This is a genomic window from Mariniflexile ostreae, assembly GCF_042427585.1.
GTDB classification, from domain to species: domain Bacteria; phylum Bacteroidota; class Bacteroidia; order Flavobacteriales; family Flavobacteriaceae; genus Pseudalgibacter; species Pseudalgibacter ostreae.
Map to the genome: position 1 here is coordinate 1 of NZ_JBHMFC010000023.1, position 25,072 is coordinate 25,072.

General features: G+C 35.6%; 28 protein-coding genes. 20 read left to right on the forward strand and 8 right to left on the reverse strand.

All coding sequences use genetic code 11. The features are described from left to right. The first annotated feature begins 393 nt into the window (after positions 1 to 393). The 4 genes from ACFFU9_RS07565 (at position 394) to ACFFU9_RS07580 (ending at position 3,398) form a co-directional block, all read left to right on the forward strand. On the forward strand, positions 394 to 954 hold the full coding sequence (locus ACFFU9_RS07565; RefSeq protein ID WP_379860791.1) for a Spi family protease inhibitor: 561 nt from the start codon (positions 394 to 396) through the stop codon (positions 952 to 954). Further along, the gene (locus ACFFU9_RS07570) at positions 948 to 1,586 is read left to right on the forward strand and encodes a C10 family peptidase (RefSeq protein WP_379860792.1); all 639 of its coding nucleotides are present in this window, start codon (positions 948 to 950) and stop codon (positions 1,584 to 1,586) included. The genes ACFFU9_RS07565 and ACFFU9_RS07570 overlap by 7 nt, the downstream gene beginning before the upstream one ends. A 4-nt stretch (positions 1,587 to 1,590) precedes the next feature. Further along, on the forward strand, positions 1,591 to 2,088 hold the full coding sequence (locus ACFFU9_RS07575) for a hypothetical protein (protein WP_379860793.1): 498 nt from the start codon (positions 1,591 to 1,593) through the stop codon (positions 2,086 to 2,088). 356 nt (positions 2,089 to 2,444) lie between these two features. After that, complete coding sequence (locus ACFFU9_RS07580) at positions 2,445 to 3,398, forward strand: Fic family protein (protein WP_379860828.1); 954 nt, start codon at positions 2,445 to 2,447, stop codon at positions 3,396 to 3,398. A 165-nt stretch (positions 3,399 to 3,563) separates the two neighbouring features. Here ACFFU9_RS07580 and ACFFU9_RS07585 read toward each other — a convergent pair whose 3' ends face one another. Further along, entirely contained in the window at positions 3,564 to 4,544 is a 981-nt protein-coding gene (locus tag ACFFU9_RS07585; protein ID WP_379860794.1) for a LuxE/PaaK family acyltransferase, read from the reverse strand. Between the two features lie 311 nt (positions 4,545 to 4,855). Here ACFFU9_RS07585 and ACFFU9_RS07590 point away from each other — a divergent pair, with 311 nt between their 5' ends. The 7 genes from ACFFU9_RS07590 to xylE all read left to right on the forward strand — a co-directional run bounded on the left by ACFFU9_RS07590 (position 4,856) and on the right by xylE (position 12,969). Beyond that, positions 4,856 to 5,830, forward strand: a complete 975-nt coding sequence (locus ACFFU9_RS07590) for a TRAP transporter substrate-binding protein (RefSeq protein WP_379860795.1) — start codon at positions 4,856 to 4,858, stop codon at positions 5,828 to 5,830. 2 nt (positions 5,831 to 5,832) lie between these two features. Continuing rightward, complete coding sequence (locus ACFFU9_RS07595) at positions 5,833 to 6,330, forward strand: TRAP transporter small permease (protein WP_379860796.1); 498 nt, start codon at positions 5,833 to 5,835, stop codon at positions 6,328 to 6,330. Beyond that, the gene (locus tag ACFFU9_RS07600) at positions 6,327 to 7,631 is read left to right on the forward strand and encodes a TRAP transporter large permease (RefSeq protein WP_379860797.1); all 1,305 of its coding nucleotides are present in this window, start codon (positions 6,327 to 6,329) and stop codon (positions 7,629 to 7,631) included. Before ACFFU9_RS07595 ends, ACFFU9_RS07600 begins: the two co-directional genes overlap by 4 nt. A gap of 118 nt (positions 7,632 to 7,749) precedes the next feature. After that, the gene (locus ACFFU9_RS07605; protein WP_379860798.1) at positions 7,750 to 8,748 is read left to right on the forward strand and encodes a GntR family transcriptional regulator; all 999 of its coding nucleotides are present in this window, start codon (positions 7,750 to 7,752) and stop codon (positions 8,746 to 8,748) included. A 2-nt stretch (positions 8,749 to 8,750) separates the two neighbouring features. Beyond that, the gene (locus tag ACFFU9_RS07610) at positions 8,751 to 10,247 is read left to right on the forward strand and encodes a xylulokinase (RefSeq protein WP_379860799.1); all 1,497 of its coding nucleotides are present in this window, start codon (positions 8,751 to 8,753) and stop codon (positions 10,245 to 10,247) included. A gap of 5 nt (positions 10,248 to 10,252) precedes the next feature. Further along, the gene (gene xylA, locus ACFFU9_RS07615) at positions 10,253 to 11,578 is read left to right on the forward strand and encodes a xylose isomerase (RefSeq protein WP_379860800.1); all 1,326 of its coding nucleotides are present in this window, start codon (positions 10,253 to 10,255) and stop codon (positions 11,576 to 11,578) included. Beyond that, positions 11,578 to 12,969: a D-xylose transporter XylE gene (gene xylE, locus ACFFU9_RS07620; protein WP_379860801.1), complete on the forward strand. Its 1,392-nt coding sequence runs from the start codon at positions 11,578 to 11,580 to the stop codon at positions 12,967 to 12,969. Before xylA ends, xylE begins: the two co-directional genes overlap by 1 nt. Before the next feature lie 106 nt (positions 12,970 to 13,075). Here xylE and ACFFU9_RS07625 read toward each other — a convergent pair whose 3' ends face one another. Further along, positions 13,076 to 13,417: a T9SS type A sorting domain-containing protein gene (locus tag ACFFU9_RS07625; protein ID WP_379860802.1), complete on the reverse strand. Its 342-nt coding sequence runs from the start codon at positions 13,415 to 13,417 to the stop codon at positions 13,076 to 13,078. Between the two features lie 200 nt (positions 13,418 to 13,617). On the opposite strand from ACFFU9_RS07625, the gene ACFFU9_RS07630 reads away from it, so the two are divergent. Together ACFFU9_RS07630 and ACFFU9_RS07635 are read left to right on the forward strand one after the other, a co-directional pair. Continuing rightward, a complete protein-coding gene (locus ACFFU9_RS07630) occupies positions 13,618 to 14,298 on the forward strand; it encodes a response regulator transcription factor (RefSeq protein WP_379860803.1) in 681 nt (226 codons plus the stop codon). 2 nt (positions 14,299 to 14,300) lie between these two features. Beyond that, positions 14,301 to 15,344 (forward strand): sensor histidine kinase, encoded by a 1,044-nt coding sequence (locus ACFFU9_RS07635; RefSeq protein ID WP_379860804.1) that lies wholly within the window; start codon positions 14,301 to 14,303, stop codon positions 15,342 to 15,344. Here ACFFU9_RS07635 and ACFFU9_RS07640 read toward each other — a convergent pair. Then, complete coding sequence (locus ACFFU9_RS07640; RefSeq protein ID WP_379860805.1) at positions 15,327 to 16,373, reverse strand: glycosyltransferase; 1,047 nt, start codon at positions 16,371 to 16,373, stop codon at positions 15,327 to 15,329. The two genes, ACFFU9_RS07635 and ACFFU9_RS07640, sit on opposite strands and share 18 nt — an antisense overlap. 150 nt (positions 16,374 to 16,523) lie before the next feature. Here ACFFU9_RS07640 and trmB point away from each other — a divergent pair, with 150 nt between their 5' ends. From trmB to ACFFU9_RS07675, 7 genes are all read left to right on the forward strand, one after another. Continuing rightward, positions 16,524 to 17,198 carry a tRNA (guanosine(46)-N7)-methyltransferase TrmB gene (gene trmB, locus ACFFU9_RS07645; protein WP_379860806.1) on the forward strand — a complete coding sequence of 225 codons (675 nt, stop codon included), beginning with the start codon at positions 16,524 to 16,526 and terminating at the stop codon, positions 17,196 to 17,198. A gap of 2 nt (positions 17,199 to 17,200) precedes the next feature. After that, complete coding sequence (locus ACFFU9_RS07650; protein WP_379860807.1) at positions 17,201 to 17,830, forward strand: LysE family translocator; 630 nt, start codon at positions 17,201 to 17,203, stop codon at positions 17,828 to 17,830. 4 nt (positions 17,831 to 17,834) lie between these two features. Next, complete coding sequence (locus tag ACFFU9_RS07655) at positions 17,835 to 18,164, forward strand: MGMT family protein (protein WP_379860808.1); 330 nt, start codon at positions 17,835 to 17,837, stop codon at positions 18,162 to 18,164. 170 nt (positions 18,165 to 18,334) lie between these two features. Next, the gene (gene trpB, locus ACFFU9_RS07660; RefSeq protein WP_379860809.1) at positions 18,335 to 19,540 is read left to right on the forward strand and encodes a tryptophan synthase subunit beta; all 1,206 of its coding nucleotides are present in this window, start codon (positions 18,335 to 18,337) and stop codon (positions 19,538 to 19,540) included. Between the two features lie 160 nt (positions 19,541 to 19,700). After that, a complete protein-coding gene (locus tag ACFFU9_RS07665) occupies positions 19,701 to 20,837 on the forward strand; it encodes an Mrp/NBP35 family ATP-binding protein (protein ID WP_379860810.1) in 1,137 nt (378 codons plus the stop codon). A gap of 56 nt (positions 20,838 to 20,893) precedes the next feature. Beyond that, positions 20,894 to 21,136 carry a NifU family protein gene (locus ACFFU9_RS07670; protein WP_379860811.1) on the forward strand — a complete coding sequence of 81 codons (243 nt, stop codon included), beginning with the start codon at positions 20,894 to 20,896 and terminating at the stop codon, positions 21,134 to 21,136. A gap of 109 nt (positions 21,137 to 21,245) precedes the next feature. Next, a complete protein-coding gene (locus ACFFU9_RS07675) occupies positions 21,246 to 21,575 on the forward strand; it encodes a 2Fe-2S iron-sulfur cluster-binding family protein (RefSeq protein WP_379860829.1) in 330 nt (109 codons plus the stop codon). 136 nt (positions 21,576 to 21,711) lie between these two features. Here ACFFU9_RS07675 and ACFFU9_RS07680 read toward each other — a convergent pair whose 3' ends face one another. From ACFFU9_RS07680 to ACFFU9_RS07700, 5 genes are all read right to left on the reverse strand, one after another. After that, positions 21,712 to 22,506, reverse strand: a complete 795-nt coding sequence (locus ACFFU9_RS07680; RefSeq protein ID WP_379860812.1) for a DUF1853 family protein — start codon at positions 22,504 to 22,506, stop codon at positions 21,712 to 21,714. A gap of 137 nt (positions 22,507 to 22,643) precedes the next feature. Next, positions 22,644 to 23,147, reverse strand: a complete 504-nt coding sequence (locus tag ACFFU9_RS07685) for a Crp/Fnr family transcriptional regulator (protein ID WP_379860814.1) — start codon at positions 23,145 to 23,147, stop codon at positions 22,644 to 22,646. A 71-nt stretch (positions 23,148 to 23,218) separates the two neighbouring features. Beyond that, positions 23,219 to 23,881, reverse strand: coding sequence for a 3,4-dihydroxy-2-butanone-4-phosphate synthase (gene ribB / locus ACFFU9_RS07690; protein ID WP_379860830.1), 663 nt, complete (start codon positions 23,879 to 23,881; stop codon positions 23,219 to 23,221). 459 nt (positions 23,882 to 24,340) lie between these two features. Further along, positions 24,341 to 24,490, reverse strand: coding sequence for a hypothetical protein (locus ACFFU9_RS07695; protein ID WP_379860831.1), 150 nt, complete (start codon positions 24,488 to 24,490; stop codon positions 24,341 to 24,343). A 147-nt stretch (positions 24,491 to 24,637) separates the two neighbouring features. Then, complete coding sequence (locus ACFFU9_RS07700; protein ID WP_379860815.1) at positions 24,638 to 24,994, reverse strand: winged helix-turn-helix transcriptional regulator; 357 nt, start codon at positions 24,992 to 24,994, stop codon at positions 24,638 to 24,640. Positions 24,995 to 25,072 lie beyond the last annotated feature (78 nt).

Consider the following 25,072-nt stretch of genomic DNA (forward strand, 5'->3'; position numbering starts at 1 on the left):
ATTTCTAACTTCTGTTCTAATGTCCATTTCCTGTATTTCATATCTCAAATATATGGGTTTTCAAATTTAAAATATCACTCCGAACTATTAAGGGGCTAAACTATAGCTTATGTTAAAGATCTACGTTCACCCTGAATATGATAAGTACTTGGATTCCTACCGGTTTATGTAGGATAATATGATAAAAAAGAATAAGTTTGATGTGAATAAAATGAATATTAGATGCAACTCTTTGCGTTTATAAAATGGTATGTAAAATTAAACAGCCTGCCTATGCATGGAAAACAAGATGAATAAATCTATTCTTATGGATATCTCGTAATGAATTTTCAGAATGTTTTCAGCACTTCATTCTAAAAATCAAAAAAAACTTCAATATTTAAAATTTCAAATATGAAAAGAACATATTTAATAATTACAACAATTATCACATTGTTCTTTCTTGGTTGTGAAACAGACAATCTCAAAGACGAAATGGCAACTGATAAGGAAAACCAATTTGTATTAAATGAAACCGAAATGCTAAAAGTTGCTGGTGAAGTTCAATTTGGAAGTAAAACTAATCTAAAATCTGCTGCACACAATTCTAATACCAAATCTACAACAGTTTCGCAAAAACTATACGATTATAAAATTATTAATGAAAGTGGCAGGCCTTGTTATTATATTATTAATTATGAGGGAGGAGGTTTTATTATTTTAGCTGCCGATAAAAGAAGTGAGCCTTTGCTCGCATATTCTTATGAATCCTCTTTTCCTTTGAACGAAAAAGAAATACCTGATGGATTACTGGAATGGAAAGAAAACACTATAAAGGAAATTAAAGAATTAAGAAACCAAAAAAGGGTTAATGATTATGTCATGGAACGATGGAATAAAGCCATGAAAGATGGATGGCCAAGTATAATACCAACACCTGGAGACCCACCAAATGAACTGGAGAAGAAGTGCTAGAAAACCCTAATGATCCTGCATGTAATATCCAGACTTATAGTGTTGCTCCATTAATGACTACATTTTGGCATCAAGGTTTTGGGTTTAATAATAATGCACCCTACAAAAGTTGTTCAAATTTAAGCAACGGTAGGGCGTATGCAGGGTGTGTTGCAATTGCAGGTGCACAAGTAATTAATTATTTAGAATATCCTACAACCTATGATTATAACCTAATGTATAATACAACGGGGTCTTCTGAAGCATCTCGTTTAATTAGAGATATTGGAGATGCTGTTGATATGGATTACGGGTGTAGTAGTTCTGGAGCAAATACCGAAGTTTTGGTAGACGCTTTTAAAAACAACTTTTCTTATTCCTCAGCTAATTATGGTAGTTTTAACCCTACTACTCTTAAAAATGAGCTGAATTGGGGCTACCCGGTAATATTACGAGGGGAATCTTCTAATGCTGGACATGCATGGGTTTGTGACGGGTATGATTACTATGTTAACCCATGTGGAGCTAATTTGCTTTGGCTACATATGAATTGGGGCTGGGGTACAGGTTCTTATAATGGTAGTTATCAAGTAGGCAACTACCGAGGGTATGATAATAATAATGAAATGATTTACGGAATCCGAAAACAATAGAGCTATGAGAATTATAATATATTTATTAATTGCATTTTTATTTATGAACTGTGACGAAGAAAAAATTAGTGGTTTCCCAGGTCCTAAAGGTGTCCACTTAGTATTAATTAATAAGAATGGTGAAAACTTACTAAACTCTGGAACAGAAAATAAAATTAATTTTGAGAAAGTTAAAAACTTATATTTAATTGATGGAGAATATGTTGAGCAATATGAAGGGCATCTTGATTCGCCTAAAAAATGTAAAATTTATGACTCTCAGCAAGATATTGGAAATCTTTTTGGTATTGGATTAAGTGAATATTTTAATGCTGAAGGTTTATCTACAACAATAATAGATTGGGGTAATGGGGATAAAGATACAATTCAGGCAGATATAAACCCTGACACCAAACTTCCATATACTGAATTTTGGTATAACGGGGTTTCCATGAAAAACCTTACTATAAAAATTTTAAGTGACGGAGATGATTATCATTATGAAATTCAGAAAGATTATTAGTATAGGTAAATAACTGTACACAATAACTAAGTATTCAACTCGCCGATAGGCTAGCGCTGAATATGGTGCTGACGCATCCGGTTGATTTGCCACGCTATGGGTAAAACGATGGATGGGGAGAAGGATAATTGGGGGTCGTACTATTTTTTACTTATTGATTAAGTGTCTTATTTGCTCCATTTCAAACCACTATTTATCGTAACATGAAACATTACTAATAAAACAGCATGTGTGTTAATATCGCCGGGGCGATACTACAGATATACATTCGTTATACCCGATTAAAAAATCCGTTTAAATCCATAATTTGGGTTAAATGATTGTATCTTTGATAATATCATATGATAGTATCACGCATGGAGCCGCCTTACGAAATAACAACTGCAATTTTAAAATTAATAAGTTCAATCTCGGAAAAAATAGGAGAAGTAAATGCAAATTTACTAAACAAACCTTCACCTAAGTTGAGAAAACAGAATAGAATTAAAACGATTCATTCTTCTTTAAAAATAGAAGGAAACACACTTACCGAAGAGCAAATTACAGCTCTTTTAGAAAACAAAAGAGTTATTGGACCCAAAAAAGATGTTGTTGAAGTTTTAAATGCAATTAAAGTTTATGAAAATTTAGATGAATACAAGCCTTCTAAGGAAAAGTCCTTTTTAAAAGCCCATAAACACCTAATGGAGGGACTAATAGAAACTTCTGGAAAATATAGAAATCAAAGTGTCGGAATTGTAAAAGGTTCAAAAGTCGAGCATTTAGCACCACCTTTTAAAAATGTTCCGTATTTGATGAAAGCCCTTTTTCAATACTTGCAAAAGTCAGACGAAATTGAATTAATTAAGAGTTGCGTTTTCCATTACGAAATGGAATTTATACATCCATTTTTGGATGGAAATGGTAGAATGGGAAGATTATGGCAAACTCTAATTTTAATGGAAAAATATCCAATATTTGAGTTTTTACCTTTTGAAACTTTAATTAGTAAAGGACAAGAAGACTATTACAAGGCTCTGGCAGAAAGTGATAAATCTGGAAAGTCTACAAAATTTATTGAATATATGTTAAGCGTCATTGATGTTTCTATGCGTGAGTTGTTGAATTACAATAATCGAACATTAAATGAAAAAGACAGGTTAGAATATTTTGTTTCTTTAAATGTTACTGAATTTACGAGAAAAGATTATATGAATATTTTTAAAGATATTTCTTCAGCAACAGCAAGTAGGGATTTGAAAAAAGGTGCTGAATTAAGATTGTTTCAGAAAATAGGAGAAAAAAATAAAACAATTTATCGTTTAAAATAACTGGAAACAATAACTAAGGGTTCAACTCGCCAATATCCCAGAACTGAATAGTGTGCTGACTTGTTGAAATGTGGCATTTAAAGAAACGAAACGAATGTCTCATCCTTTGTCTATATTAATTTAACACAAGTAAAACTTGGTTTTAGCAGGTTGTTGGAAACAGCATTACAGCACCATTAAATTACAACCTCGAATATCGGAATTATCAAAACGACCAATAATTTCGAAGCTGTGATCGGCATACACACGTCCTAAATCTTGCGTGGCAATAAACGAACAGGAATTAACGTTAGCTAAATCGATTACATTAATACCACCAGCTTTGCCTGTGCTTTGTAAGCTTAGGGCATCTTCTGTATCTCGGGTTAAAACCCGCATCCAATTGGGGCATTTAAAAATGCCGTTGCCGTTAGAGTAAGCTTGGCTTAATAGTTCGGTCATGCCATATTCGCTATGGATAGCATTTAGGCCAAAGCCTTTTTTTAAGATGTGGTGAAGCTCCTCTCGAATCAATTCTTTTCTTCTGCCTTTCATACCGCCTGTTTCCATAATTATGGTATGTTTTAATTGAAACTGATGGCTTTCAATTAAGTCAAGTAAAGCAAAAGACACGCCAATAAGCAGTATTTTTTTGCCTTGAGCATCCAAACGGATCAAAGTATCTTTCAGTTCAGATAAATTATCAAGATAAAAACCACTTTTGGGATGGTGAGACATAGCAATCATATCATTCACCATATATATTAAAGAAGAGCCGTCACGATCTAAGTAAGAGGGTAATAACGCTAAAACCACGTAATCTTTTAAATTACCATAAAAACCTTGGAAGCCTTTTGTAAAACTCTCTTTGTAAATGTTTAAATCGGTTACGGCATGTTTGCTAACGGCGCTGCCCGTAGTGCCCGAACTTGTAAAAACGGTTTCGATAGGCGCAGGGCTGCTAAGAACCTCATGGGTTTTAAAAAACTGAATGGGTAAAAACGGAATATCGTTTACGGTCTTTACATCACTAGGGTGCTTGTATAGCAAGTCGCAAAACGAACGGTACACTTTATTGTTTTTAAATTGAAATTTAAAAAGGTTTAAAGCCGTTTTTTCAAAAGCTTGATCTGTTTTAATATTAAAAATGTCGCTAGTTTGTATCATAAGATTTAAAGCTGTAAAAGTAAAGAAATCATTTGAAATTTCTTTAAGGGATACCTAGTAGAATTTAGTACAGATTTTTATCAAAATAGTACATTATTAAGAATGAATACAATCGATTGTATTGTTCTTTTTTATATATTTGTAAATCATGCATGGGTGTGGCGTAGCTTGAGTAAACATAATAACGGTTTGTTCTAGGGTTTTGTTCGAAAATGCTTAGATTTAGCAGATTAAATTTGAATTTATACCGCATTTTAATCGCATCATGGTTTTGAGGGATGTTTAACGTTGAAAAATTAATTTAATATATAATGAAGTATAACCTTATTTTCTTAAGCCTTCTCTTACTGGCATGTCTCTCGTGCAAAGAAGAAGGAGGGACCAAAGTGCTGTATTTGGCACACACCTTACCGCAAACACACCCTGTACATAAAGGGATTTTAGAATTTCAAACTGCTCTGGAAAAAAAATCTGGAAGCAAATTGGTTGTCAAAATCTTTCCTGATGGTATGTTGGGCTCAGAGCGGGAGGTTTTAGAGTTGTTACAAATTGGAAGTGTTGCCATAACTAAAGTAAGTGCCGCCACATTATCCAACTTTGTCCCTGAATACCATGCCTTGGGAATTCCTTATTTATTTAGAAGTAAAGAACATCAATTTGATGTATTGGAAGGGCCTATTGGTAAATCTATATTAGAAAAGGGTGAGAAATTTTGGTTACGAGGCCTATGCTATTACGATGCTGGTAGCCGAAGCTTTTATACTTCAAAAAAAGCCATTAGAACTCCAGACGATTTAAAAGGCCTTAAAATACGGGTTATGAACAACCAGATGTCCATTAATATGGTAAATGCTATGGGGGGCTCTGCTACGCCTATGGCTTATGGTGAGCTTTATACAGCCATTCAGCAAGGTGTGGTAGATGGAGCAGAGAACAATCCGCCATCTTTTGTGTCTTCAAACCATCATGAAGTTGCTAAATATTATACCATGGATCAGCACTCCTCTATCCCCGATGTTTTGATTATAGGAACTAAATTTTGGGAAGGTTTATCTCAAGAAGAACGTGTATGGGTACAGGAGGCCGCAGATGAATCCTCTCAAGCGGAAAAGGTTTTCTGGAATGAATCTGTAGAAGAATCTATGAAAATTGCTGAAGATTTTGGTGTAGAAATCATTATTCCCGAAAAATCATTATTTGCAGAAAAAACGCAATCCGTTTTAGAAGGGTTTTTAAAAGAATACCCTGAAATGACCGAATTAGTAAACAAAATTAAAGCCGAGTAATTATGAAAACAGCAGATATTATTTTTAATAAAGTAAACCGCTTCTTAGAGGTTTTCTTAGTGCTTATTTTCGGGCTTTTGGTGCTTGATGTTTTATGGCAGGTTTTTTCAAGATATATTTTAAACACATCTTTTTCTTGGACCGAAGAATTGGCACGTTTTTCTTTAATTTGGCTTTCTATCTTAGGAGCCGCTTATTTAAATGGAAGAAGAGAACATCTTTCCATGGATTTCTTATATGGTAAGTTTTCTGACGCTAACAAAAAAAGAGTTTCTATTCTTATAGAGGTTTTGGTCTTTTTATTTGCATTGATTGTGATGTTTATTGGTGGGGCTAATTTGGTTTACACGACACTTCATTTAGAGCAACTTTCCGGAACTTTAAGAATACCGTTGGGCTATGTTTATGCTATCATGCCTTTTAGCGGATTTCTCATTATGTGCTTTTCAGTATATCACATATCAAAAATTTCAAAAAACCAAATAAACGTTTTATCATGAGCATTGAAGTTATTAGTATTATAGTATTGTTTGTTAGTTTTTTTGTCCTGCTCTTGATAAAGGTGCCCGTGGCATATTCCATTGGGATCTCCACAACACTTAGTTTGTTATTAAATATTGACAATCTTCCAGGACTTACCACTATCGCACAGCGTATGACCACGGGAATAGACAGTTTTGCGCTCTTGGCCATTCCGTTTTTTGTTTTGGCCGGTGAAATCATGAAGCGTGGTGGAATTGCAAACCGACTAATAAATTTCGCGAAATCTTTAGTAGCTAGTTTGCCTGGGGGGCTAGCGTATGTAAACGTATTGGCATCTATGCTTTTTGGAGCTATTTCGGGCTCGGCTATTGCTGCGGCATCTGCCATTGGAAGCATCATGACCGATAGAATGGAGGAGGAGGGTTACCCTAGAGAGTTTAGTGCTTCGGTAAATATCACCTCTTCTACTACGGGCTTATTGATTCCCCCGAGTAATATTTTAATTGTTTATGCCTTAGCGAGTGGTGGATCTGCTTCTGTTGCAGCCTTATTTATTGCAGGCTATTTGCCAGGGATTTTACTGGGCGTCGCTATTATGGGGTATATCGCTTATGTAGCCATTAAAAGGAAGTTTGCTAAAGGCACACGTGCACCAGTATCGGAGATATTATCTCATTTTGGAAATTCATTTTTTAGCTTATTGTTGCTTTTTGTTGTGGTAGGCGGTATTGTTGCAGGTATCTTTACAGCTACTGAAGCATCGGCCATTGCTGTGTTATATGCCGCGGTATTGGCTTTAATTTATGGTGATATAAAAGTGAAGGATTTTCCAGATATTTTACTGTCAAGTGCTAGAACCACGGGAGTAGTTATGTTTTTAATATGTACCTCTATGGCCATGTCTTGGTTGTTTTCTTTTGAAGGTATACCAGAACTTATCACAGGATTCTTATTGGAACAGTTTAGTAATAAATTTGTTATTTTTCTGGTTATTAATATTATTTTGTTGATTGTAGGAACCTTTATGGATATTACGCCAGCTGTTTTAATATTTACACCTATATTCTTGCCTGTAGTGGTAGCCTTGGGTATGGACCCTGTTCATTTTGGAATTATATTAGTATTAAACTTATGTGTTGGTCTCTGTACGCCGCCGGTTGGAACGATTCTCTTCGTAGGAAGTGGTGTGGCCAATGTCTCCGTAACGAAAGTTATAAAGCCCTTGTTGCCCTTTTTGTTAATTATGATTATCGTTTTGATGATTATTAGTTATGTTCCACAAATCACTATGTTCTTACCAGAATTATTTGGTTTATAAAAATTGAGGCCTCTATAACAGAGCATTAGATAAAAAAATGATATTGCATTAAAATTTGCAATATCATTTTTTTTATTATATTTGTTAAGCAGAACAGTACAGAATAGAATGCTAAATAATGAAAACACCGCTTCATTTTGATATAAACCACGAAAGTGATATTCCAAAGTATCAACAATTAGTTAATGGTATAAATGATGCCATTGCCAATAATGAGCTTTCCATAGGCGATCCGTTACCTTCTGTAAACCATATTCGAAAAACATCTAAGCTTTCCAGAGATACCGTTTTTAAAGCGTACTCTATATTAAAAGACCACGAGGTTGTGGATTCGGTTCCTAATAAAGGCTATTACGTTGCTAGTAAGATTAGTCGGGTACTTTTGGTTCTAGATACTTTTAAGGCCTATAAAGAGGTGCTGTACCATGCCTTTATCGATAATTTGCCTAAAAATATCATCACAGATGTGCAATTTCATCATTATAATATAGAGAACTTTAAAACCATCTTAAATAACAGTAAGGGAAAATATTTTAAATATGTGGTCATGAATTTTGATCACCAAGATGTTCCGTCCGTGATTTCTGAAATTGATGATGATAAGCTGTTATTAATTGATTGGAACGTTCATTCGGGAAATAAAAACAACTTTGTTTGTCAAGATTTTGGCGAGTCTGTTTATCAGGTCTTGTCGGATGCTAAGGCCCTGTTTAAAAAATATAAAGCATTTTATTTTTTATATCCCACATTTACCAATCACCCTAAGGAAACGCTTCATGCTTTTAAGAAGTTTTGTAAAAAGTACCATTTAGAATTTAAAATCATTACCGATATGAGCGATTTTAAAGTCGAAAAAAACATAGCCTATTTTAGTGTAAGCGATAGGGTTTTAGGTCAGTTTTTAGAACAATGTAGAGCTTTAGATTTTGAACCGGGTGTAGATGTTGGTTTTCTGTCTTACAACGAAACACCTATGAAACAGTTTATTTATAAAGGTATATCTGTTATTTCAACAGATTTTAAAGCTTTAGGCACTAAAGCTGCGGCGTTCATTACTAACGATAAGCCTGTGCAGAGCTATATTCCAACGGAGTTAATATTAAGAAATTCATTATAAGTATGTATTATTTAGGATTAGATATTGGCAGTTCTTCCATTAAAGCAGCATTGGTGGAAATTGCTACAGGTAAAAGTTTAGGGGTTGTTCAAGAACCTAAGGAAGAAATGGGCATGTTTGCAGAGAAAAACGGCTGGGCAGAACAAAAGCTCGAAGACTGGTGGCAGCATATCTGTAATGCGATTGCAAGTTTAAAAAAACAATATCGTGTAAGCAGAACCGATATAAAAGGAATTGGAATATCTTACCAAATGCACGGTTTGGTCTTGGTAGATAAGGCTGGAAAACCACTGCGAAAAAGCATTATATGGTGCGATAGTAGAGCTGTAGATATTGGTCACCAAGCATTTAACGAATTGGGAGAGGAGGTTTGCAGTTCGCAATTGCTAAATTCACCAGCAAATTTTACAGCTTCAAAATTAAAATGGGTAAAAGAGAATGAGCCTGATATCTATAAAAATATCCACAAGTTTATGCTTCCTGGCGATTATGTGGCTTATAGGTTTTCAAATACAATAAATACGACTATTTCTGGGTTGTCTGAAGGCATTTTTTGGAACTTTAAATCCGACCAAGTGGCCGATGTGCTTTTGGAATATTATGGTATCGATAAAGCTTTGGTACCCGACATTGTGGATACGTTTGGAATACAGTCTATAGTAGATGCAAAAGGAGAGCAAGAAAGTGGTATTGCCGCAGGAACCCCTATTTATTATCGCGCTGGCGACCAACCGAACAACGCGCTTTCGCTTAACGTGTTTAACCCTGGGGAAGTTGCTGCTACAGGAGGAACATCTGGTGTGGTATATGCCGTAACCGATAACCTTTCGGGAAAGGAGAGTACACGCGTAAATAATTTTGCGCACGTTAATTACACAAAGTCAAACCCTAGAATAGGTAAACTGTTAAACATTAATGGTGCAGGTATACAATATCGCTGGTTATTAAACAATCTGGCGGTAAGCTCGTACGAGGACATGAATAACCTGGCCTCGGAAATACCGGTAGGCTCAGATGGTGTTTGTATGCTGCCTTTTGGAAACGGAGCAGAACGCATGCTTAATAATAAGGATATAGGAACCCGGTTGGTTAATGTTAATTTGAACAATCATGGCAAAGGCCATTTGTGCAGAGCAGCTTTAGAAGGGATTGCTTTTTCATTTTTATATGGCATGGAAATATTGAAATCTGATGGCATAAAGCCAAAGGTGATCCGTGCTGGTAACGATAACTTGTTTCGTTCGGAAATTTTCGCAAATACTGTGGCGACCCTAATCGAACAGGAAATAGAAATTTATAATACTACGGGCGCCATAGGAGCGGCGCGTGCGGCGCATTTACATAAAGGTGATTTTAAAGGTTTTGGAAAAAGCATCATGAATAATGATCACGTGATGACCTTTATGCCCTTTAAAGATAAAGAACCGTATTTGAAGGCTTATAACAATTGGAAAAAAGAATTAGAACTCGTATTACATAAAAATAACAATAAAAAATAAAAATCATGGCAATTTTAGGAGACAAAGAGTATTTTAAAGGTATCGGAGATATCAAATTTGAGGGAAAGGAATCTGATAACCCTTTGGCGTTTAAATATTACAATCCAGATCAAGTGGTGGCCGGAAAAACCATGAGAGATCATTTCAAGTTCTCGATAGCGTACTGGCATACCTTCTGTGGTCAAGGAGGTGATCCTTTTGGTCCTGGTACCCAGAACTTTGCTTGGGATACGGCCACAGATGCGATTCAGGCTGCAAAAGATAAGGCAGATGCCGCATTTGAGTTTATTACCAAGATGGGCTTTGGGTATTACTGTTTTCACGATGTGGATTTAGTAAGGGAAGGGGCTTCTTTTGGCGAGCTGGAAAGCAGATTGGCAACGATTACCGAGTACTTAAAAGAGAAGCAAGCGGCCTCGAACGTAAAATTATTATGGGGTACAGCGAATTGTTTTTCAAATCCAAGATATATGAACGGTGCTGCTACCAATCCAGATTTTAATGTGGTAGCAAGAGCAGGTGGGCAGATTAAACTGGCCTTAGATGCCACCATAGCTTTAAATGGAGAAAACTATGTGTTTTGGGGCGGCCGTGAAGGATATATGAGCCTACTAAATACCGATATGGGTAGAGAATTGGACCATATGGGGCAGTTTTTAAGAATGGCTAGAGACTATGCCCGTGCACAAGGCTTTAAAGGGAATTTCTTTATTGAACCGAAACCGATGGAGCCTATGAAACATCAATATGATTTTGATACAGCAACGGCTATCGGGTTTTTACGTGAGCAAGGATTGGACCAGGATTTTAAAATAAATATAGAAGTTAACCATGCTACCTTGGCACAACATACCTTTCAACATGAAATTGAAACAGCCGCTAAGGCAAACATGTTAGGGAGTTTAGATGCGAACAGGGGCGATTATCAAAATGGATGGGATACCGATCAGTTCCCGAACAATATCCAAGAAACCACCGAAGCCATGTTAGTATTCTTAAAAGCTGGTGGGCTGCAAGGCGGCGGTGTAAATTTTGATGCAAAAATCAGAAGAAACTCAACAGATATGGAGGATGTGTTCCATGCGCATATTGGAGGTGCCGATACGTTTGCAAGAGCTTTATTAACAGCAGATAAAATCATAACATCTTCATCTTATGATAAATTAAGAAAAGAACGTTATAGTTCATTTGATTCTGGTAAGGGAAAAGAATTTGAGAACGGCAAATTAAACTTGACCGATTTGTACAAAATAGCCCAAGAAAATGGGGAGCTTAAATTGCAAAGCGGTAAGCAAGAGCTGTTCGAGAACATTATTAACCAGTACATATAATGGATAATCACAATAAAGCACTAATATATGTCGTCACACTTGTGGCGACATTAGGAGGCCTGTTATTTGGATATGATACCGCTGTAATATCGGGTGCAGAAAAATCTATCCAGGCGTATTTAATAGACAGTCAAGGCTTAAGCTCCTTTTTACATGGTATTACAGTATCGTCTGCATTGGTGGGGTGTATAATAGGAGGTGCTTTGTCTGGTGTAATCTCTTCGGCGTATGGCCGTAGGATAGCGTTAATAATTGCAGGTGTTTTATTCTTGCTTTCTGCGTTAGGCTCTGGAAATCCTGAGTTTTTATTTTTTGAAAGAGGCACACCTTCTATGGGGTTATTGTGGACGTTTAATTTTTACCGCGTTGTAGGGGGTATTGGTGTGGGTCTTGCATCGGCAGTATGCCCCATGTATATTGGTGAAATTGCACCGGCAAATATTCGCGGCAGGCTTGTTTCTTTAAATCAATTTGCTATTATTTTCGGTATGCTGGTGGTTTACTTTGTAAACTGGGGTATTGCAGAAGGACAGACCATTGAGTGGATTAATGAAATAGGTTGGAGAAGAATGTTTTTATCGGAAGCAATTCCTGCATCTATATTTGTTCTATTAATGCTTTTTATGCCTGAAACCCCTAGGTATCTGGCCTTGAGGAATAAAGATGTAGAAGCCTTGTCCATTCTTACGCGCTTTAATGGTGTTGAAAAGGCAAAAGAAATTCTTGTTGATATAAAAAAATCGGTTGAGAAATCATCAAAAGGAAAGCTGTTTTCTTACGGTAAACTGGTTATTATTATTGGTATTTTACTTTCTGTGTTCCAACAATTCGTAGGTATTAACGTGGCGTTGTATTATGCTCCACGAATATTTGAAAGCATGGGAGCGGCCAAAAATGCGTCTATGGTACAAACCATTATAATGGGACTTGTAAATGTGGTGTTTACCATTATTGCAATTTTAACTGTCGATAAATGGGGAAGAAAACCATTATTAATAACAGGGTCTATAGGCATGGCTATCGGGATGATCGCTATTTCGGTGTTAGCGTTCCAAGATATTATAGGTATGGCTACGTTAGTGTTTATTGTTATTTATACGGCCTCTTTCATGATGAGTTGGGGTCCTATTTGCTGGGTGCTTATTTCAGAGATATTTCCAAATAAAATTAGAAGCCAGGCCATTGCTATTGCTGTTGCAGTACAGTGGGCAGCCAATTTCTTTATTTCATCTACCTATCCACCGTTAATGGAGTTTAGTAGCGGCGGAACGTATTTGTTTTATGGTGTAATGAGTATCCTTTCTGCAATTTTCGTTTGGAAGATGGTGCCAGAAACAAAAGGAAAAACTTTAGAAGAAATGGAAGCGCTTTGGGAGAATAAAAACGCATAGTTTTATTAGAAACTCCGCTTTTATAGTGTTTTTTTAATTATTAAAAACCCCCGATATAATTTTACATCGGGGGGTTTAATTTGTAGAAATCTATAGCGTTACTAAGCTACATTATCACTAATTTTCTAGATTCGCTGGTGTTGTTTTCTGTTACTTTTAAAATATAGACACCTGACTTTAATCCCGAAATACTTAATTCTTTACCCGAAATTGAGGTGGAGAAAACGTGTTTTCCGAGAACATTATAAATATCAACCTTTTTAACCCAGTTGTTTTTTGATGTGATGTAAATAAAGGCTTTACCGTCTTGTACAGGATTTGGATAAATGGAAAGCCCTTCTATTGTGCTGTTACCAGGCACACCATTCCCCTGATCTTGCGAAAACCCTTGAAAGGATATCGTAAATGTTAAAAGCAAAAGAAGAACTAAAAAGTATTTTTGTACCATAAGATAATTTTAATATCAGTAAAATTACTGATTTCATGTCAAATTACGTGCCATGCGATTGTTAAAGGTTTGTTAGTTTTGTCGAAAAGTTACCTTAGCGTCACCCCTACGTTACCATAGTGTTATTTGTTTGGATTTGCATATTTTCTATGTGTTAATAGTTTTATCTTTACTTCATCAAAAAAAAACAATGCCTTAGCATGAATAAAAAAGATATAAAAATACTTTTAGTAGATGATGAGCCGGATATTTTAGAGATTATAAGTTACAATTTATCCAATGAAGGCTATCAGGTTATTACCGCTGAAAACGGTTTGGAAGCTGTTAAAAAAGCGAAGCAAACTTTGCCCCATTTAATTATTTTAGATGTGATGATGCCTGAAATGGATGGTATTGAAGCTTGTGAGAATATTCGTAAAAATCCCGACCTAAAAGATACTATTATTACTTTTTTAACAGCAAGAGGAGAAGATTATTCGCAGCTTGCAGGATTTGATGCAGGTGCAGACGATTATATTACGAAGCCTATTAAACCCAAAGTGTTAATTGGAAAAGTGAAAGCGCTTTTACGTCGCTTTAAAGAGGATGATATTAGTAATACGGTTAAAATAGGGAATTTAATTATCGATAGGGACGAATACAAAATTATACTGGACGGTACCGAAATAGTCTTACCAAGAAAAGAGTTTGAACTATTGTCCTTATTAGCTTCAAAACCAGGGAAGGTGTTTAAGCGAGATGAAATTCTGGATAACGTGTGGGGTAATGAAGTTGTGGTTGGCGGCAGAACCATTGATGTTCATATACGTAAATTAAGAGAAAAGCTCGGAGACGATTCTTTTAAAACCATAAAAGGTGTAGGATATAAGTTTGTTGATTAATAATGCAGGCAAAATTTAAAAAATCATATCGTTTTGCGTTAAAAACATCTTTGTTTTTGTCATTTTTGATAACGCTTTTAATGAGTCTCTTCTTATACGTATTCTATACTTTTAATATATGGGTAGTGCTTGCTTTTGCTTTTAGTTGTTGTTTTTTTTCCTTTTTGGTCATTCAATTTAGAGCAGAACGCTTAATATACAGACGCGTTAAAAAAATATATGATGATTTAACACTTTTGGAGTCTGCTAGTTTACATAATGGTCCCATTACTACAGATATGAATACCTTAACGCAAGAAATAGATAAGTTTGCAAGGGATAAAAAACTAGAAATAGAAACTTTAAAAATACGTGAGCAATATCGGAAAGAGTTTTTTGGAAATGTTTCACATGAATTAAAAACCCCCTTGTTTACTGTGCAAGGCTATATTCTCACCTTGCTTGATGGGGCGATGGATAATGAGGCTTTAAGAGAGAAGTATTTAATAAGAGCTAGTAAGGGTGTAGAGCGGCTTACTTATATTGTGAAAGATTTGGATATGATTACCAAGTTAGAAGTTGGGGATTTAAGTCTTAAAATAGAGGTTTTTGATATTGTGGAGCTAATTAAAGGTGTATTTGATATGCTTGAAATGAAAGCGCACAAGAAAAAAATTTCATTAATCTTTGATACCAATTATTCCAAACCAATTTTTGTAAATGCCGATAAAGAACGTATCCAACAAGTTGTGGTTAATCTTATTGTTAACTCTATAAAATATGGACGTGAGCGTGGCACTACCGAAGTTAGTATCGAGAATCTAATAAAAAACAAGGTTATTGTACGGGTAACAGATAATGGAGAAGGGATTAATAAAGTGCACATTCCCCGTTTATTTGAGAGATTTTTTAGAGTAGACAAAAGTGGCTCTAGAAAGGAAGGGGGCTCTGGTTTAGGGCTCGCTATTGTAAAGCACATTATTGAAGCGCACGACGAAAAAATATATATTGAAAGTGATTTTAATGTAGGCAGTGAATTTTCGTTTACGCTAGAAAAGACGAAATAAGGATTTAAAATCTTGCTCGAAGTTAAAAGGGGGTAGCGCTTTAAAAGCATTTGCTTTTTCTAATTTATGAAGATCGAAATCATCTTGATGGCAACTGTAGGCTAAATTTAAGTCTTGAAGCCTTTTTGCTAGATATTCTTGTTCATATTGCCCTGGAGTTGGAATAAAAAAGGCTTTTTTATTTAATTTGGCTAAATCCATAATACTGGTATAGCCAGATCGGGAAATTACCAATGCGCTATTGTTAATGGTTTGTTCCAATAAAACAGAAGTCATATAATTGTAAATTATTAAATTCCCCAATGTTTCTATAGTTTGTTTTTTTTCCATGGTCCCTTTTACAAAAACAACCTGTTGGGGGTAGTTTTTAAATGCAGAAAAAAGTTTGGTTTCAAGCAATGTGCGTTGTGGTTCAGGACCTGAAAGCAGCACTAAAATCGGATTTGTTTTTTTTGAAGAGCTCGGTTTAAACCGACTTAAAGGCCCTATATATGTAGTAGGGATTATAAAGTTATATGTATGGCCTAACTTCCCACTTAAACTCGGTTCGTCTTTAACATCTGGAACCCAACATGCATCAAATTTTTTTATAATATTTTGATGAAGTTTGGTGCTAAACCATGTGGTGCTGCCACTTAAAACATTAAGTTGGTGCGTGATATACACGGAAGGCACTTTTTTACAGCGCACACCCAATCTGTTGTCTGAAATAACACCTATAATATCATGGTCCTTTACGATGTGTTTTATAGCCTTGTTTTCTGCGCGTATGGCTTTTAAAATCTTAGGGATGTTTTTTAATAGTTTTAGTTTAAAATGGCTGGCTTTTTTAGCGTATTGAATGCCGTAACTGGGAAGTTCGATAGCTAAAAGCTTAGGGAACTCTTTTTGTAAAAGCGTTAATGCTGCACCATCGCTGGCCAAAACAGGTTCGAATCCATGAGCCAATAACGCCTGGATTATGGGAATACAGCGTGTGGCATGTCCAAGCCCCCAATTTAGCGGTGCTACTAAAACTTTTTTTCTCATTTTTGATCCATATAGGGTGTTTCTTTCGGTAACTGTGGCAGTTTTATTTGTCTTTTTTGTCAAATTCAAAGATAAGCATATAAACGCTTGAGTATATTTCCTTAATTTTGCAGTATTCAATAACCGTACTAAGAAATAGCTATTAAGCCCGTGGGAAGCAAGAATAAACTCCGAAGATTTAAAGAAAACGAAACTTTTTCAAATGTGGTTCAGCCAACACGAGAAGCCCTTGTGGATCATCAATTCGAATTGAAAGGGCAATGGAACGCCTCTTTTTTTAAGAAAGAACAGCCCTTGGTTTTAGAGTTGGGCTGTGGAAAAGGGGAGTACTCCGTAGCATTGGCAAAAAAATATCCGAATAAAAATTTTATAGGTGTCGATATCAAAGGCGCTCGTTTTTGGCGAGGTGCAAAAACGGCTCTCGAAGAAAATATCCCTAATGTTGGGTTTCTCCGTACTCAAATTGAATTAATAGACCATGCTTTTGCAGCCCATGAAGTGGCTGAAATCTGGATTACCTTTCCGGATCCACAAATAAAATATAAACGGACCAAACACCGTATGACCAATGCCGCATTTTTAGAACGCTATAAAACTATTTTAAAACCAGACGGTGTAGTAAATCTAAAAACCGATAGCGAATTTATGCACGGATACACTTTAGGTTTATTGCACGGTGCTGGGCACGAGGTGCTATATGCCAATCACAATGTATATAAACAGGAGGGGAGTCCAGAAGAAGTAACTAGCATTCAAACATTTTACGAGTCGCAATATTTAGAACAAAACAAACCAATTACGTATATTCGGTTTAAAATAAAATAGCATTGGATATCACATTTATCTTTCTTTTAGGCTTGTTTTTTGCGTTTATTGGAGTGGCACCTCCCGGACTCTTAAACATGACTGCGGCTAAAATAAGCTTAAAAGAAGGGCATGTACGAGGGATTGTGTTTTCTATTGGGGTTTGTGTTATTGTGTTGGTACAAACATATTTGGCTTCTGTTTTTGCTGGGTACTTAAGTAAGCACCCCGAGGTTGTTGAGATTTTGCAACGTGTTGCCTTTGTTTTGTTTGTTTTAATCACCATTTATTTCTTGTTCATATCTAAAACAAAGCCACGCCAAGAGTTGAAACCTAAAATACGAAGCAAACACAGTCGTTTTTTTCAGGGTGTTTTGCTGTCTGCCATCAATGTGTTTCCAATACCATATCAAGCTTTTATGACCATAACGTTGGCATCATATGGATGGATGGCTTTTGATCAAACCAGTATTATTTCTTATGTAGCGGGTGCTGCTACGGGAACATTCGTAATGTTATACATGTATATTTTCTTTTTTGATAGAATAAAGAGTAAAACCATTACCTCACAAAAAAACATGAATCGGATTATTGGAGGAATTACAGGGGTTATTTCCATTGTCACTTTAATTAATATTATAAAGGATATGTAATGTTATGCAAGCCCAGACCTTAAATTTCTTCGATAAAGTTTACGAAGTCGCCAAGCAAATCCCCTACGGAAAAGTAACCAGCTACGGCGCTATTGCCACCTATTTAGGAGCCGCCAAAAGTGCCCGCATGGTGGGGTATGCCATGAATGGTTCTCATGATAAAGATGTGCCTGCACATCGCGTGGTAAATCGAAAAGGGCTTTTAACAGGTAAACATCATTTTGAGGGTACGAATTTAATGCAGCAGCTCCTAGAAAGTGAAGGTATTAAGGTGGTCGATAATCAGATTCAGAATTTTGATAACGTGTTTTGGGAGCCTTCTAAAATGCTATAAAAAATACAGCCTTTTCTTGCTTTTTTTTTGAACATAATAATCGGGCATAGTTACGAGAATAAAAAACGGTTTTAGAAGTGGAAAACCTGTTTTTTATGGAAACGAAACAGCGATTTGGTTTCAATTTTAATTACCTTTCATGGGTTATTCATAATTTTAATTAAAACACGATGTTAGCAAATTATTTTAAAGAGTTTCCTAATCAAGAAGGTTTTTTTAACGAGTATGGTGGTGCTTTTATACCGCCACAGTTAGAAAGTGAAATGAGAAAAATAAATGACGCTTATTTTGCCATTAGCAAATCGCATAAATTTATTTCAGAATTAAGAGATATACGAAAACATTTTCAAGGAAGGCCTACGCCTGTTTATCATTGTAACCGGCTATCACAAAAATATGGAGGTCAGATTTACCTAAAGCGCGAAGACTTAAATCATACCGGGGCCCATAAATTAAACCATTGTATGGGCGAAGCGTTGTTGGCCAAATATATGGGGAAAAAGAAACTGATTGCAGAAACTGGTGCTGGCCAACACGGTGTAGCATTGGCTACTGCAGCAGCCTATTTCGGACTAGAATGTGAAATTCATATGGGTGAGGTGGATATGAAAAAAGAATATCCTAATGTGCAAAGAATGAAAATATTAGGGGCTACGGTTGTTCCTGTGTCGCATGGTTTAAAAACCTTAAAGGAAGCCGTTGATAGTGCTTTTGAGGCGTATTTGGAAGATCCTATAAACACTATTTATTGTATTGGGTCTGTTGTTGGACCACACCCTTTTCCTATGATGGTGCGCGACTTCCAGCGTATTGTAGGCATCGAGGCAAAAGATCAATTTTTTGATATGACAGGAGAGTTGCCCGACAACATTGTGGCATGTGTGGGTGGAGGAAGTAATGCCATGGGTATTTTCTCTGCTTTTTTAAATGATGCTGCATGTCGATTATACGGGATCGAACCCGCAGGAAAATCCTTGAGCACTATTGGGGATCATGCAGCAACCATGACGCATGGCAAGCCGGGAATTATCCACGGATTTAAATGTTATTTGTTGCAAGACGAGAATGGCGAACCCGCAGCGGTTCACTCTGTTGCTAGTGGTTTGGATTATCCAGGTATTGGACCAGAGCATAGCATGCTAAGAGATTTAAATAAAGTGACTTACGAAAGCATAAGCGATAAAGAATGTATCGATGCTTTTTTTGAACTAAGTCGTCTTGAAGGCATTATTCCTGCACTAGAAAGTTCGCACGCCGTTGCTTTTGCCATGAAATTGGCTAAAGAAAACCCTAAGCAGTCTATTCTTGTAAATTTAAGTGGAAGAGGAGATAAAGATTTAGATTATGTTATCGAAAATTTTGGTTTGCCTCAATGAGATATGCACCCCTTATTAAACTTTTAAAATGAAGAAAATCTTATATATAACAGCTTCCATCTTCCATCTTTAATAGTTATATTTGCACTTTAGAATGATTCTTAATTATTGGAAATAAAGGGATTATAGTTTGTAGTCTATCCTTTGAAATTTAAAAAATATGAAACTTAACAAACAAGATATACTTAAGGCTCTGGAGCATATTACAGTTCCAGGTGAAGGCCAGAATATGGTTGAAAGTGGTGCCGTAAAAAACGTGATTACTTTTGGAGACGAAGTTATAGTGGATATTACCATAAAAAACCCAAGCTTACAAGCTAAAAAACGAACGGAAGTGGATATTTTAAAAATCATCCATGAACGTGTTTATGAGAAAGCTAAAATTACTGTAAATGTAAAAGTTGAGGCACCCGAAACGCCAAAGGCAAATGTGATTAAAGGTAAGGCTATTCCAGGGATTCAAAATATTGTAGCCATTGCTTCGGGAAAAGGTGGTGTAGGTAAATCTACAGTAACCGCAAACTTAGGTGTTACCTTATCTAAAATGGGTTTTAAAGTAGGTATTTTAGATGCTGATATTTATGGGCCGTCTATCCCCATTATGTTTGATGTAGAGGTTGAAAAACCTTTAGCTGTTAACATTGATGGAAAATCAAAAATGAAACCCGTTGAAAATTACGGAGTAAAAATATTATCCATCGGCTTTTTTACTCAGCCCGACCAAGCGGTAGTGTGGCGGGGCCCTATGGCAGCAAAAGCCTTGAATCAAATGATTTTTGATGCGCATTGGGGTGAGCTTGATTTTCTATTGCTGGATTTACCCCCAGGAACAGGCGATATTCATTTAAGTATAATGCAATCGCTTCCTATTACAGGTGCCGTAGTGGTTAGTACGCCGCAGAAAGTGGCTTTGGCCGATGCTAAAAAAGGTGTGGCAATGTTCCAACAAGACAGTATAAATGTACCTGTATTGGGCATTGTTGAAAATATGGCATATTTTGTTCCTGAAGAGCTTCCAGACAATAAATATTACATTTTTGGCAAAGAAGGTGCTAAACACTTAGCTGAAGACTTAAAAGTACCATTTTTAGGACAGATACCTTTAGTGCAAAGCATTCGAGAAGCAGGAGATGTTGGACGGCCAGCAGCTATGCAAACGGCTACTCCGTTAGAAGCGGCATTTGAAAAGTTAACACAAAATGTAGTACAGGAAGTGGTAAGGCGAAACGACGATTTGCCTCCTACAGAGGCTATAAAAATAACCACAATGGCTGGATGTTCAGCAGTTAAGAAATAAATAAACATCTTTCTTCTTCTGCTTTATGGTAGAAGAAGAAAGGTAAAATAGGAATTATGAGCTCAGAAGAAATTAAATTAAATGTAGAAAAAGCCTTAGAGGAAATACGTCCGTTTCTTCAAAGTGATGGCGGTGATATTTCGTTGTTGTCTATTGAAGATGATAAATTGGTTAAGGTGCAGTTGCAAGGCGCTTGCGTGGGCTGTACGGTTAACCAAATGACCCTTAAGTCTGGAGTAGAAATGACGATTAAGAAATATGCACCACAAATTGAGCAGGTTATAAATATCCAAGCTTAAAAAAGGGATTTCTTTTCATTTTTAAATACCAAAGCCATAATTAATAGTACTTTTGCATAGTTTTTTGGCAAACGCATGTAACATGCCTATAGTAAAAGTAAAGAATACCATGGAAGATATTACAATAAAAATAACAGATAGAGATGGTGTAACGCATGAGGTCGTTGCGCCAACAGATATGGCCATGAACCTTATGGAGGTCGTGAGGTCTTACGAACTGGCCCCAGAAGGCACTATTGGGGTGTGTGGCGGTATGGCCATGTGTGCTTCATGCCAATGTTATGTAACGAGTGATACCAAATTACCAGAAATGAGCGATGATGAAGAGGCTATGCTATCTGAGGCTTTTGATGTTAAAGACAATAGTCGTTTAGGCTGCCAAATACAAATTACACCAGATATGAATGGCCTAGAGGTGGAATTAGCTCCTGAGAGTTAACACTTTTGCCAGCATAATGCAACTTGTTTTCTAGATATTTTATGTGGACTAAATTTGCTCATGGGCATTATTAAATCCAATAAAATATTTTACAATCCCTTTTAGGGCATGTTGTAAATCTTTTGAAGAATACTATTTACCACCAAACCAAAAACATCTTAACCAATGTTCCGTTTTTGGCCTTCATCCAACATAGAGGTGAAAATTGACGATTAAGATACGCTTGCGCAACAGGTTTAAACGTTTCAAAAGTCATCCAGTTTACATCATAATGAGGGGCTATTAACCAATCTTTTTTTGATGGCACATAAAATTTATGGTCATTAAGCGTGTTTAATTCTTCTTTATTGATATATAGCCCTACTATAGCTTCCGGATTTAGGGTTTTAAGGTGTACCGCCGTATTGCGGTAAGGCACAAATAACTGCGCTTTAAAATAGACTTCTTGTGTTATGTCTTCACTTTTCAACCCCAATTGATCCAAATATTTTTTACAGTCGGCTGTATGTAAAAGCGGAAGCTGTTTGTCTTTTAATTTTATCAGCTTTTCCAGTAGGGTGTCTTTTCTATTTGGTCCAATAAAATGCTCTATTTCTTGTGTTCCAACAGAAGTGTCGTAGAGGTAGAATTTATAGATGATTTCTAAATGTACCGGGCGGTTGTTTTTAATATATAAACAATCCAATTCGCCAACGGTTGTCTTACCCTTTTGAATCTGTATATTTTCAGCTAAAATAGAAATAGTAGTGTGCTGTTTGAGTTCAAAAACAACCAAACGTTCCACATACTTACCCAACCGAAGTTTCTCTTGTATAGCAATATCGATTGTAGTAAATAAAGGAACAATATCCAATTGTTTTAAGCCTAAAAGCGTATCATTTTTCCAGAGACAAGCTGTTTTTAAAAATCCTTCGTACCTTTTTTGAATCATGCGTGGTTTTAAATTTTATAAGTATTGTGGAAAAGAGAAGGTATCCCACATGCTTTCGTAAAAGATATGGCTTTCGTTTAGGTTTAAAATAGATGCTTAGCCAAATTATAAATTTTGTGTTCTTTTTGTTTAAAAAATCAGATTTTAGATTTTATCCTACTCAAAGTCTCTTGTGATATATTAATATAAGATGCAACTATTTTGTTTGGCAGACGTTTAACGATATTGGGATTTATTTTAAATAATTGTTTATATCGTTCTGATGCATCTAGAGTAGTAAATGAGATTAATCTTTTTGAATTATTCACATACGCTTTTTCTAGATAGATGCTATAAAAATCTTTCCATTTAGGAATAATCGTCATCAGATATCTAAAGTCATCGTGCGTGATGTATAAAAGCTCACTATTTTCAATAACTTGAATGGTTTCTTGTGCAGGTTCGTGTGTTATTAAACTAACAAGTTCTGTTGCAAATTGATTTTCAAATGCAATATAACGGGTAATGTCTTTCCCTTCTTCATCTATATAAAATAGCCTTAAGCATCCTTTTTTTACAAAATAACTAACCTGGCTGTTTTTTCCATTTGATAGTAAAATGTCATTTTTGTTTTTTTTTATAGTTTTAAAATAAGATAACACGATGTTTAAATCTTCATCTTCAATGTGAATGTTTTTTTTATAAAATTGGTAAGTTCAATACAATTTGCCATTTATTTATAGTCTCTTACAAATTTACGATAATGAATAATATCCTGTATGGAAAGGACCATTAAATTATGCGTATGCGCAAATGGTATGATCGTATCCATTTTTGCCATTGTACCATCATCGTTCATTAATTCGCAGAGAACGGCTTCTGGTTTTAAGCCGGCTAATTTCATTAAATCTATACTGCCTTCCGTATGGCCATTTCTTTCAAGAACACCATTATTTTTAGCCATTAAAGGAAAAATATGGCCAGGCTTAGCTAAATCGTTGTTTTTGGCATTATCGCTGCAAGCCACCTGGATGGTTGTTAATCTGTCTTTTGCCGAAACCCCTGTAGTTACGCCTTCTTTTGCTTCTAAAGAAACGGTAAAGGGGGTTTGGAAACTACTTGTGTTTTCTTTCACCACATAGGGTAACTTAAGTAAGTCGGCTTTTTCATTTGTTAAACAAAGGCAAACAATGCCGCTGCACGCTTTAATCATAAGCGCCATATCCTTAACCGTCATATGGTGGGCAGAGAATATTAGGTCACCTTCGTTTTCTCGGTCTTTATCGTCCATTAAGATAATACCATTTCCATTTTGAAGGTGTATTAATGCTTTTTCTAACCGTTCTCGACTGTTGTATCCAAAGGCTTGTAATGTCTCTAATTCTGTAAGTGTTATTTTAAAATCTTATTAATATTGCAATGGCAAAACTAGTGTTGTATTAAGTTAAACTACTTGATGTAAGTCAATAAATTAATGTGTTAAAAACTCCTGTCAGTGCTGTTCTTAAATTTACATTATCAATACGAAGGGCATGGGTTTGCGTAATGTATTTTAAAGGAAGTAAATAACAACAACTTTAAATCATTTTTTAGCTAAAAACCGCAAGTATTTTTATTATGGCCATTAGAATATCAGATTTTTATTTTAAGCTATTATAGACATGGAGTAGCCTTTCGAACGGATAAGGGTTAGTTTCATGTTAAGAGCGACTGGAAAATGGATTGTAAGCCATGCGTATGTTTACAATAAAAAAAGCCGTTAAAGGCTTTATACGAAGCGACCTCGTAAAGCTAATGTGTGTGCTGTGATGTGAAGGGGTTAGGTCATCATTTGATGGCGGATTCATTTACTCGATTATATTTTGAAATTACCCATCAGATTCAGTTGTAAGTAACCGTTTAAAAGCTTGTTAAGAGGCTTCCTTTGATATGGATTCGCCTCAATTACTTTTTTTTTTACGTTTAGCTTGTGTTTATATCCTTCCTCATAGTTAAAGCCTTCAATTTTTAATAGGTGTTATTTAAGAATTACGCAAATAAATTAAATAGTATGCAGTGCTCATTAACTTTCTAGGAACATACTCAATTAGTGAATAGGTTTGTTTAATGTTTTGTACACGTTATTATTGGCGGTAGTGTTTATTCTCATTTCTTATATTTTCTTGCCAATTATTTTTCTTCTATGTTCCATACCCCATTCAGCAATTGTACTAGTCAAACTTTTAAGTGTTGAGCCGTATTCCGTTATTTCGTATTCTACAGTTACAGGTTGAGTGTTTAATACGTTTCTTGTAATCAGTTGATTCATCTCTAATTCCTTTAATTCTCGACTCAACATTCTGCCCGATATTCCTTTTACCTCTCGTAATAATTCAGAATAGCGCATTTTTTTATAGCAAAGGCACGCGATAATAGATATTTTCCATTTGCCATTAAGGATATCCATTACATCATGAATTGCTAAAATGGTATGGCTACATTCTTTTATTGGTTCTATTTCTTGTTCCATAATAAGTCACTTGGTTACTCGAATGTTACTATTACTTTTTGGCAGTAAGTTACAAAAAGTAACCTTATAAGATTACTT

What these genes read in the sequence shown, in the direction of transcription:
- ACFFU9_RS07565 (WP_379860791.1), top strand. Translation starts at nt 394, where the DNA reads ATGAAAAGAACATATTTAATAATTACAACAATTATCACATTGTTCTTT.
- ACFFU9_RS07575 (WP_379860793.1), top strand. Translation starts at nt 1,591, where the DNA reads ATGAGAATTATAATATATTTATTAATTGCATTTTTATTTATGAACTGT.
- ACFFU9_RS07580 (WP_379860828.1), top strand. Translation starts at nt 2,445, where the DNA reads ATGGAGCCGCCTTACGAAATAACAACTGCAATTTTAAAATTAATAAGT.
- ACFFU9_RS07585 (WP_379860794.1), bottom strand. Translation starts at nt 4,544, where the DNA reads ATGATACAAACTAGCGACATTTTTAATATTAAAACAGATCAAGCTTTT.
- ACFFU9_RS07590 (WP_379860795.1), top strand. Translation starts at nt 4,856, where the DNA reads ATGAAGTATAACCTTATTTTCTTAAGCCTTCTCTTACTGGCATGTCTC.
- ACFFU9_RS07595 (WP_379860796.1), top strand. Translation starts at nt 5,833, where the DNA reads ATGAAAACAGCAGATATTATTTTTAATAAAGTAAACCGCTTCTTAGAG.
- ACFFU9_RS07600 (WP_379860797.1), top strand. Translation starts at nt 6,327, where the DNA reads ATGAGCATTGAAGTTATTAGTATTATAGTATTGTTTGTTAGTTTTTTT.
- ACFFU9_RS07605 (WP_379860798.1), top strand. Translation starts at nt 7,750, where the DNA reads ATGAAAACACCGCTTCATTTTGATATAAACCACGAAAGTGATATTCCA.
- ACFFU9_RS07610 (WP_379860799.1), top strand. Translation starts at nt 8,751, where the DNA reads ATGTATTATTTAGGATTAGATATTGGCAGTTCTTCCATTAAAGCAGCA.
- xylA (WP_379860800.1), top strand. Translation starts at nt 10,253, where the DNA reads ATGGCAATTTTAGGAGACAAAGAGTATTTTAAAGGTATCGGAGATATC.
- xylE (WP_379860801.1), top strand. Translation starts at nt 11,578, where the DNA reads ATGGATAATCACAATAAAGCACTAATATATGTCGTCACACTTGTGGCG.
- ACFFU9_RS07625 (WP_379860802.1), bottom strand. Translation starts at nt 13,417, where the DNA reads ATGGTACAAAAATACTTTTTAGTTCTTCTTTTGCTTTTAACATTTACG.
- ACFFU9_RS07630 (WP_379860803.1), top strand. Translation starts at nt 13,618, where the DNA reads ATGAATAAAAAAGATATAAAAATACTTTTAGTAGATGATGAGCCGGAT.
- ACFFU9_RS07635 (WP_379860804.1), top strand. Translation starts at nt 14,301, where the DNA reads ATGCAGGCAAAATTTAAAAAATCATATCGTTTTGCGTTAAAAACATCT.
- ACFFU9_RS07640 (WP_379860805.1), bottom strand. Translation starts at nt 16,373, where the DNA reads ATGAGAAAAAAAGTTTTAGTAGCACCGCTAAATTGGGGGCTTGGACAT.
- ACFFU9_RS07655 (WP_379860808.1), top strand. Translation starts at nt 17,835, where the DNA reads ATGCAAGCCCAGACCTTAAATTTCTTCGATAAAGTTTACGAAGTCGCC.
- trpB (WP_379860809.1), top strand. Translation starts at nt 18,335, where the DNA reads ATGTTAGCAAATTATTTTAAAGAGTTTCCTAATCAAGAAGGTTTTTTT.
- ACFFU9_RS07665 (WP_379860810.1), top strand. Translation starts at nt 19,701, where the DNA reads ATGAAACTTAACAAACAAGATATACTTAAGGCTCTGGAGCATATTACA.
- ACFFU9_RS07670 (WP_379860811.1), top strand. Translation starts at nt 20,894, where the DNA reads ATGAGCTCAGAAGAAATTAAATTAAATGTAGAAAAAGCCTTAGAGGAA.
- ACFFU9_RS07675 (WP_379860829.1), top strand. Translation starts at nt 21,246, where the DNA reads ATGGAAGATATTACAATAAAAATAACAGATAGAGATGGTGTAACGCAT.
- ACFFU9_RS07680 (WP_379860812.1), bottom strand. Translation starts at nt 22,506, where the DNA reads ATGATTCAAAAAAGGTACGAAGGATTTTTAAAAACAGCTTGTCTCTGG.
- ACFFU9_RS07700 (WP_379860815.1), bottom strand. Translation starts at nt 24,994, where the DNA reads ATGGAACAAGAAATAGAACCAATAAAAGAATGTAGCCATACCATTTTA.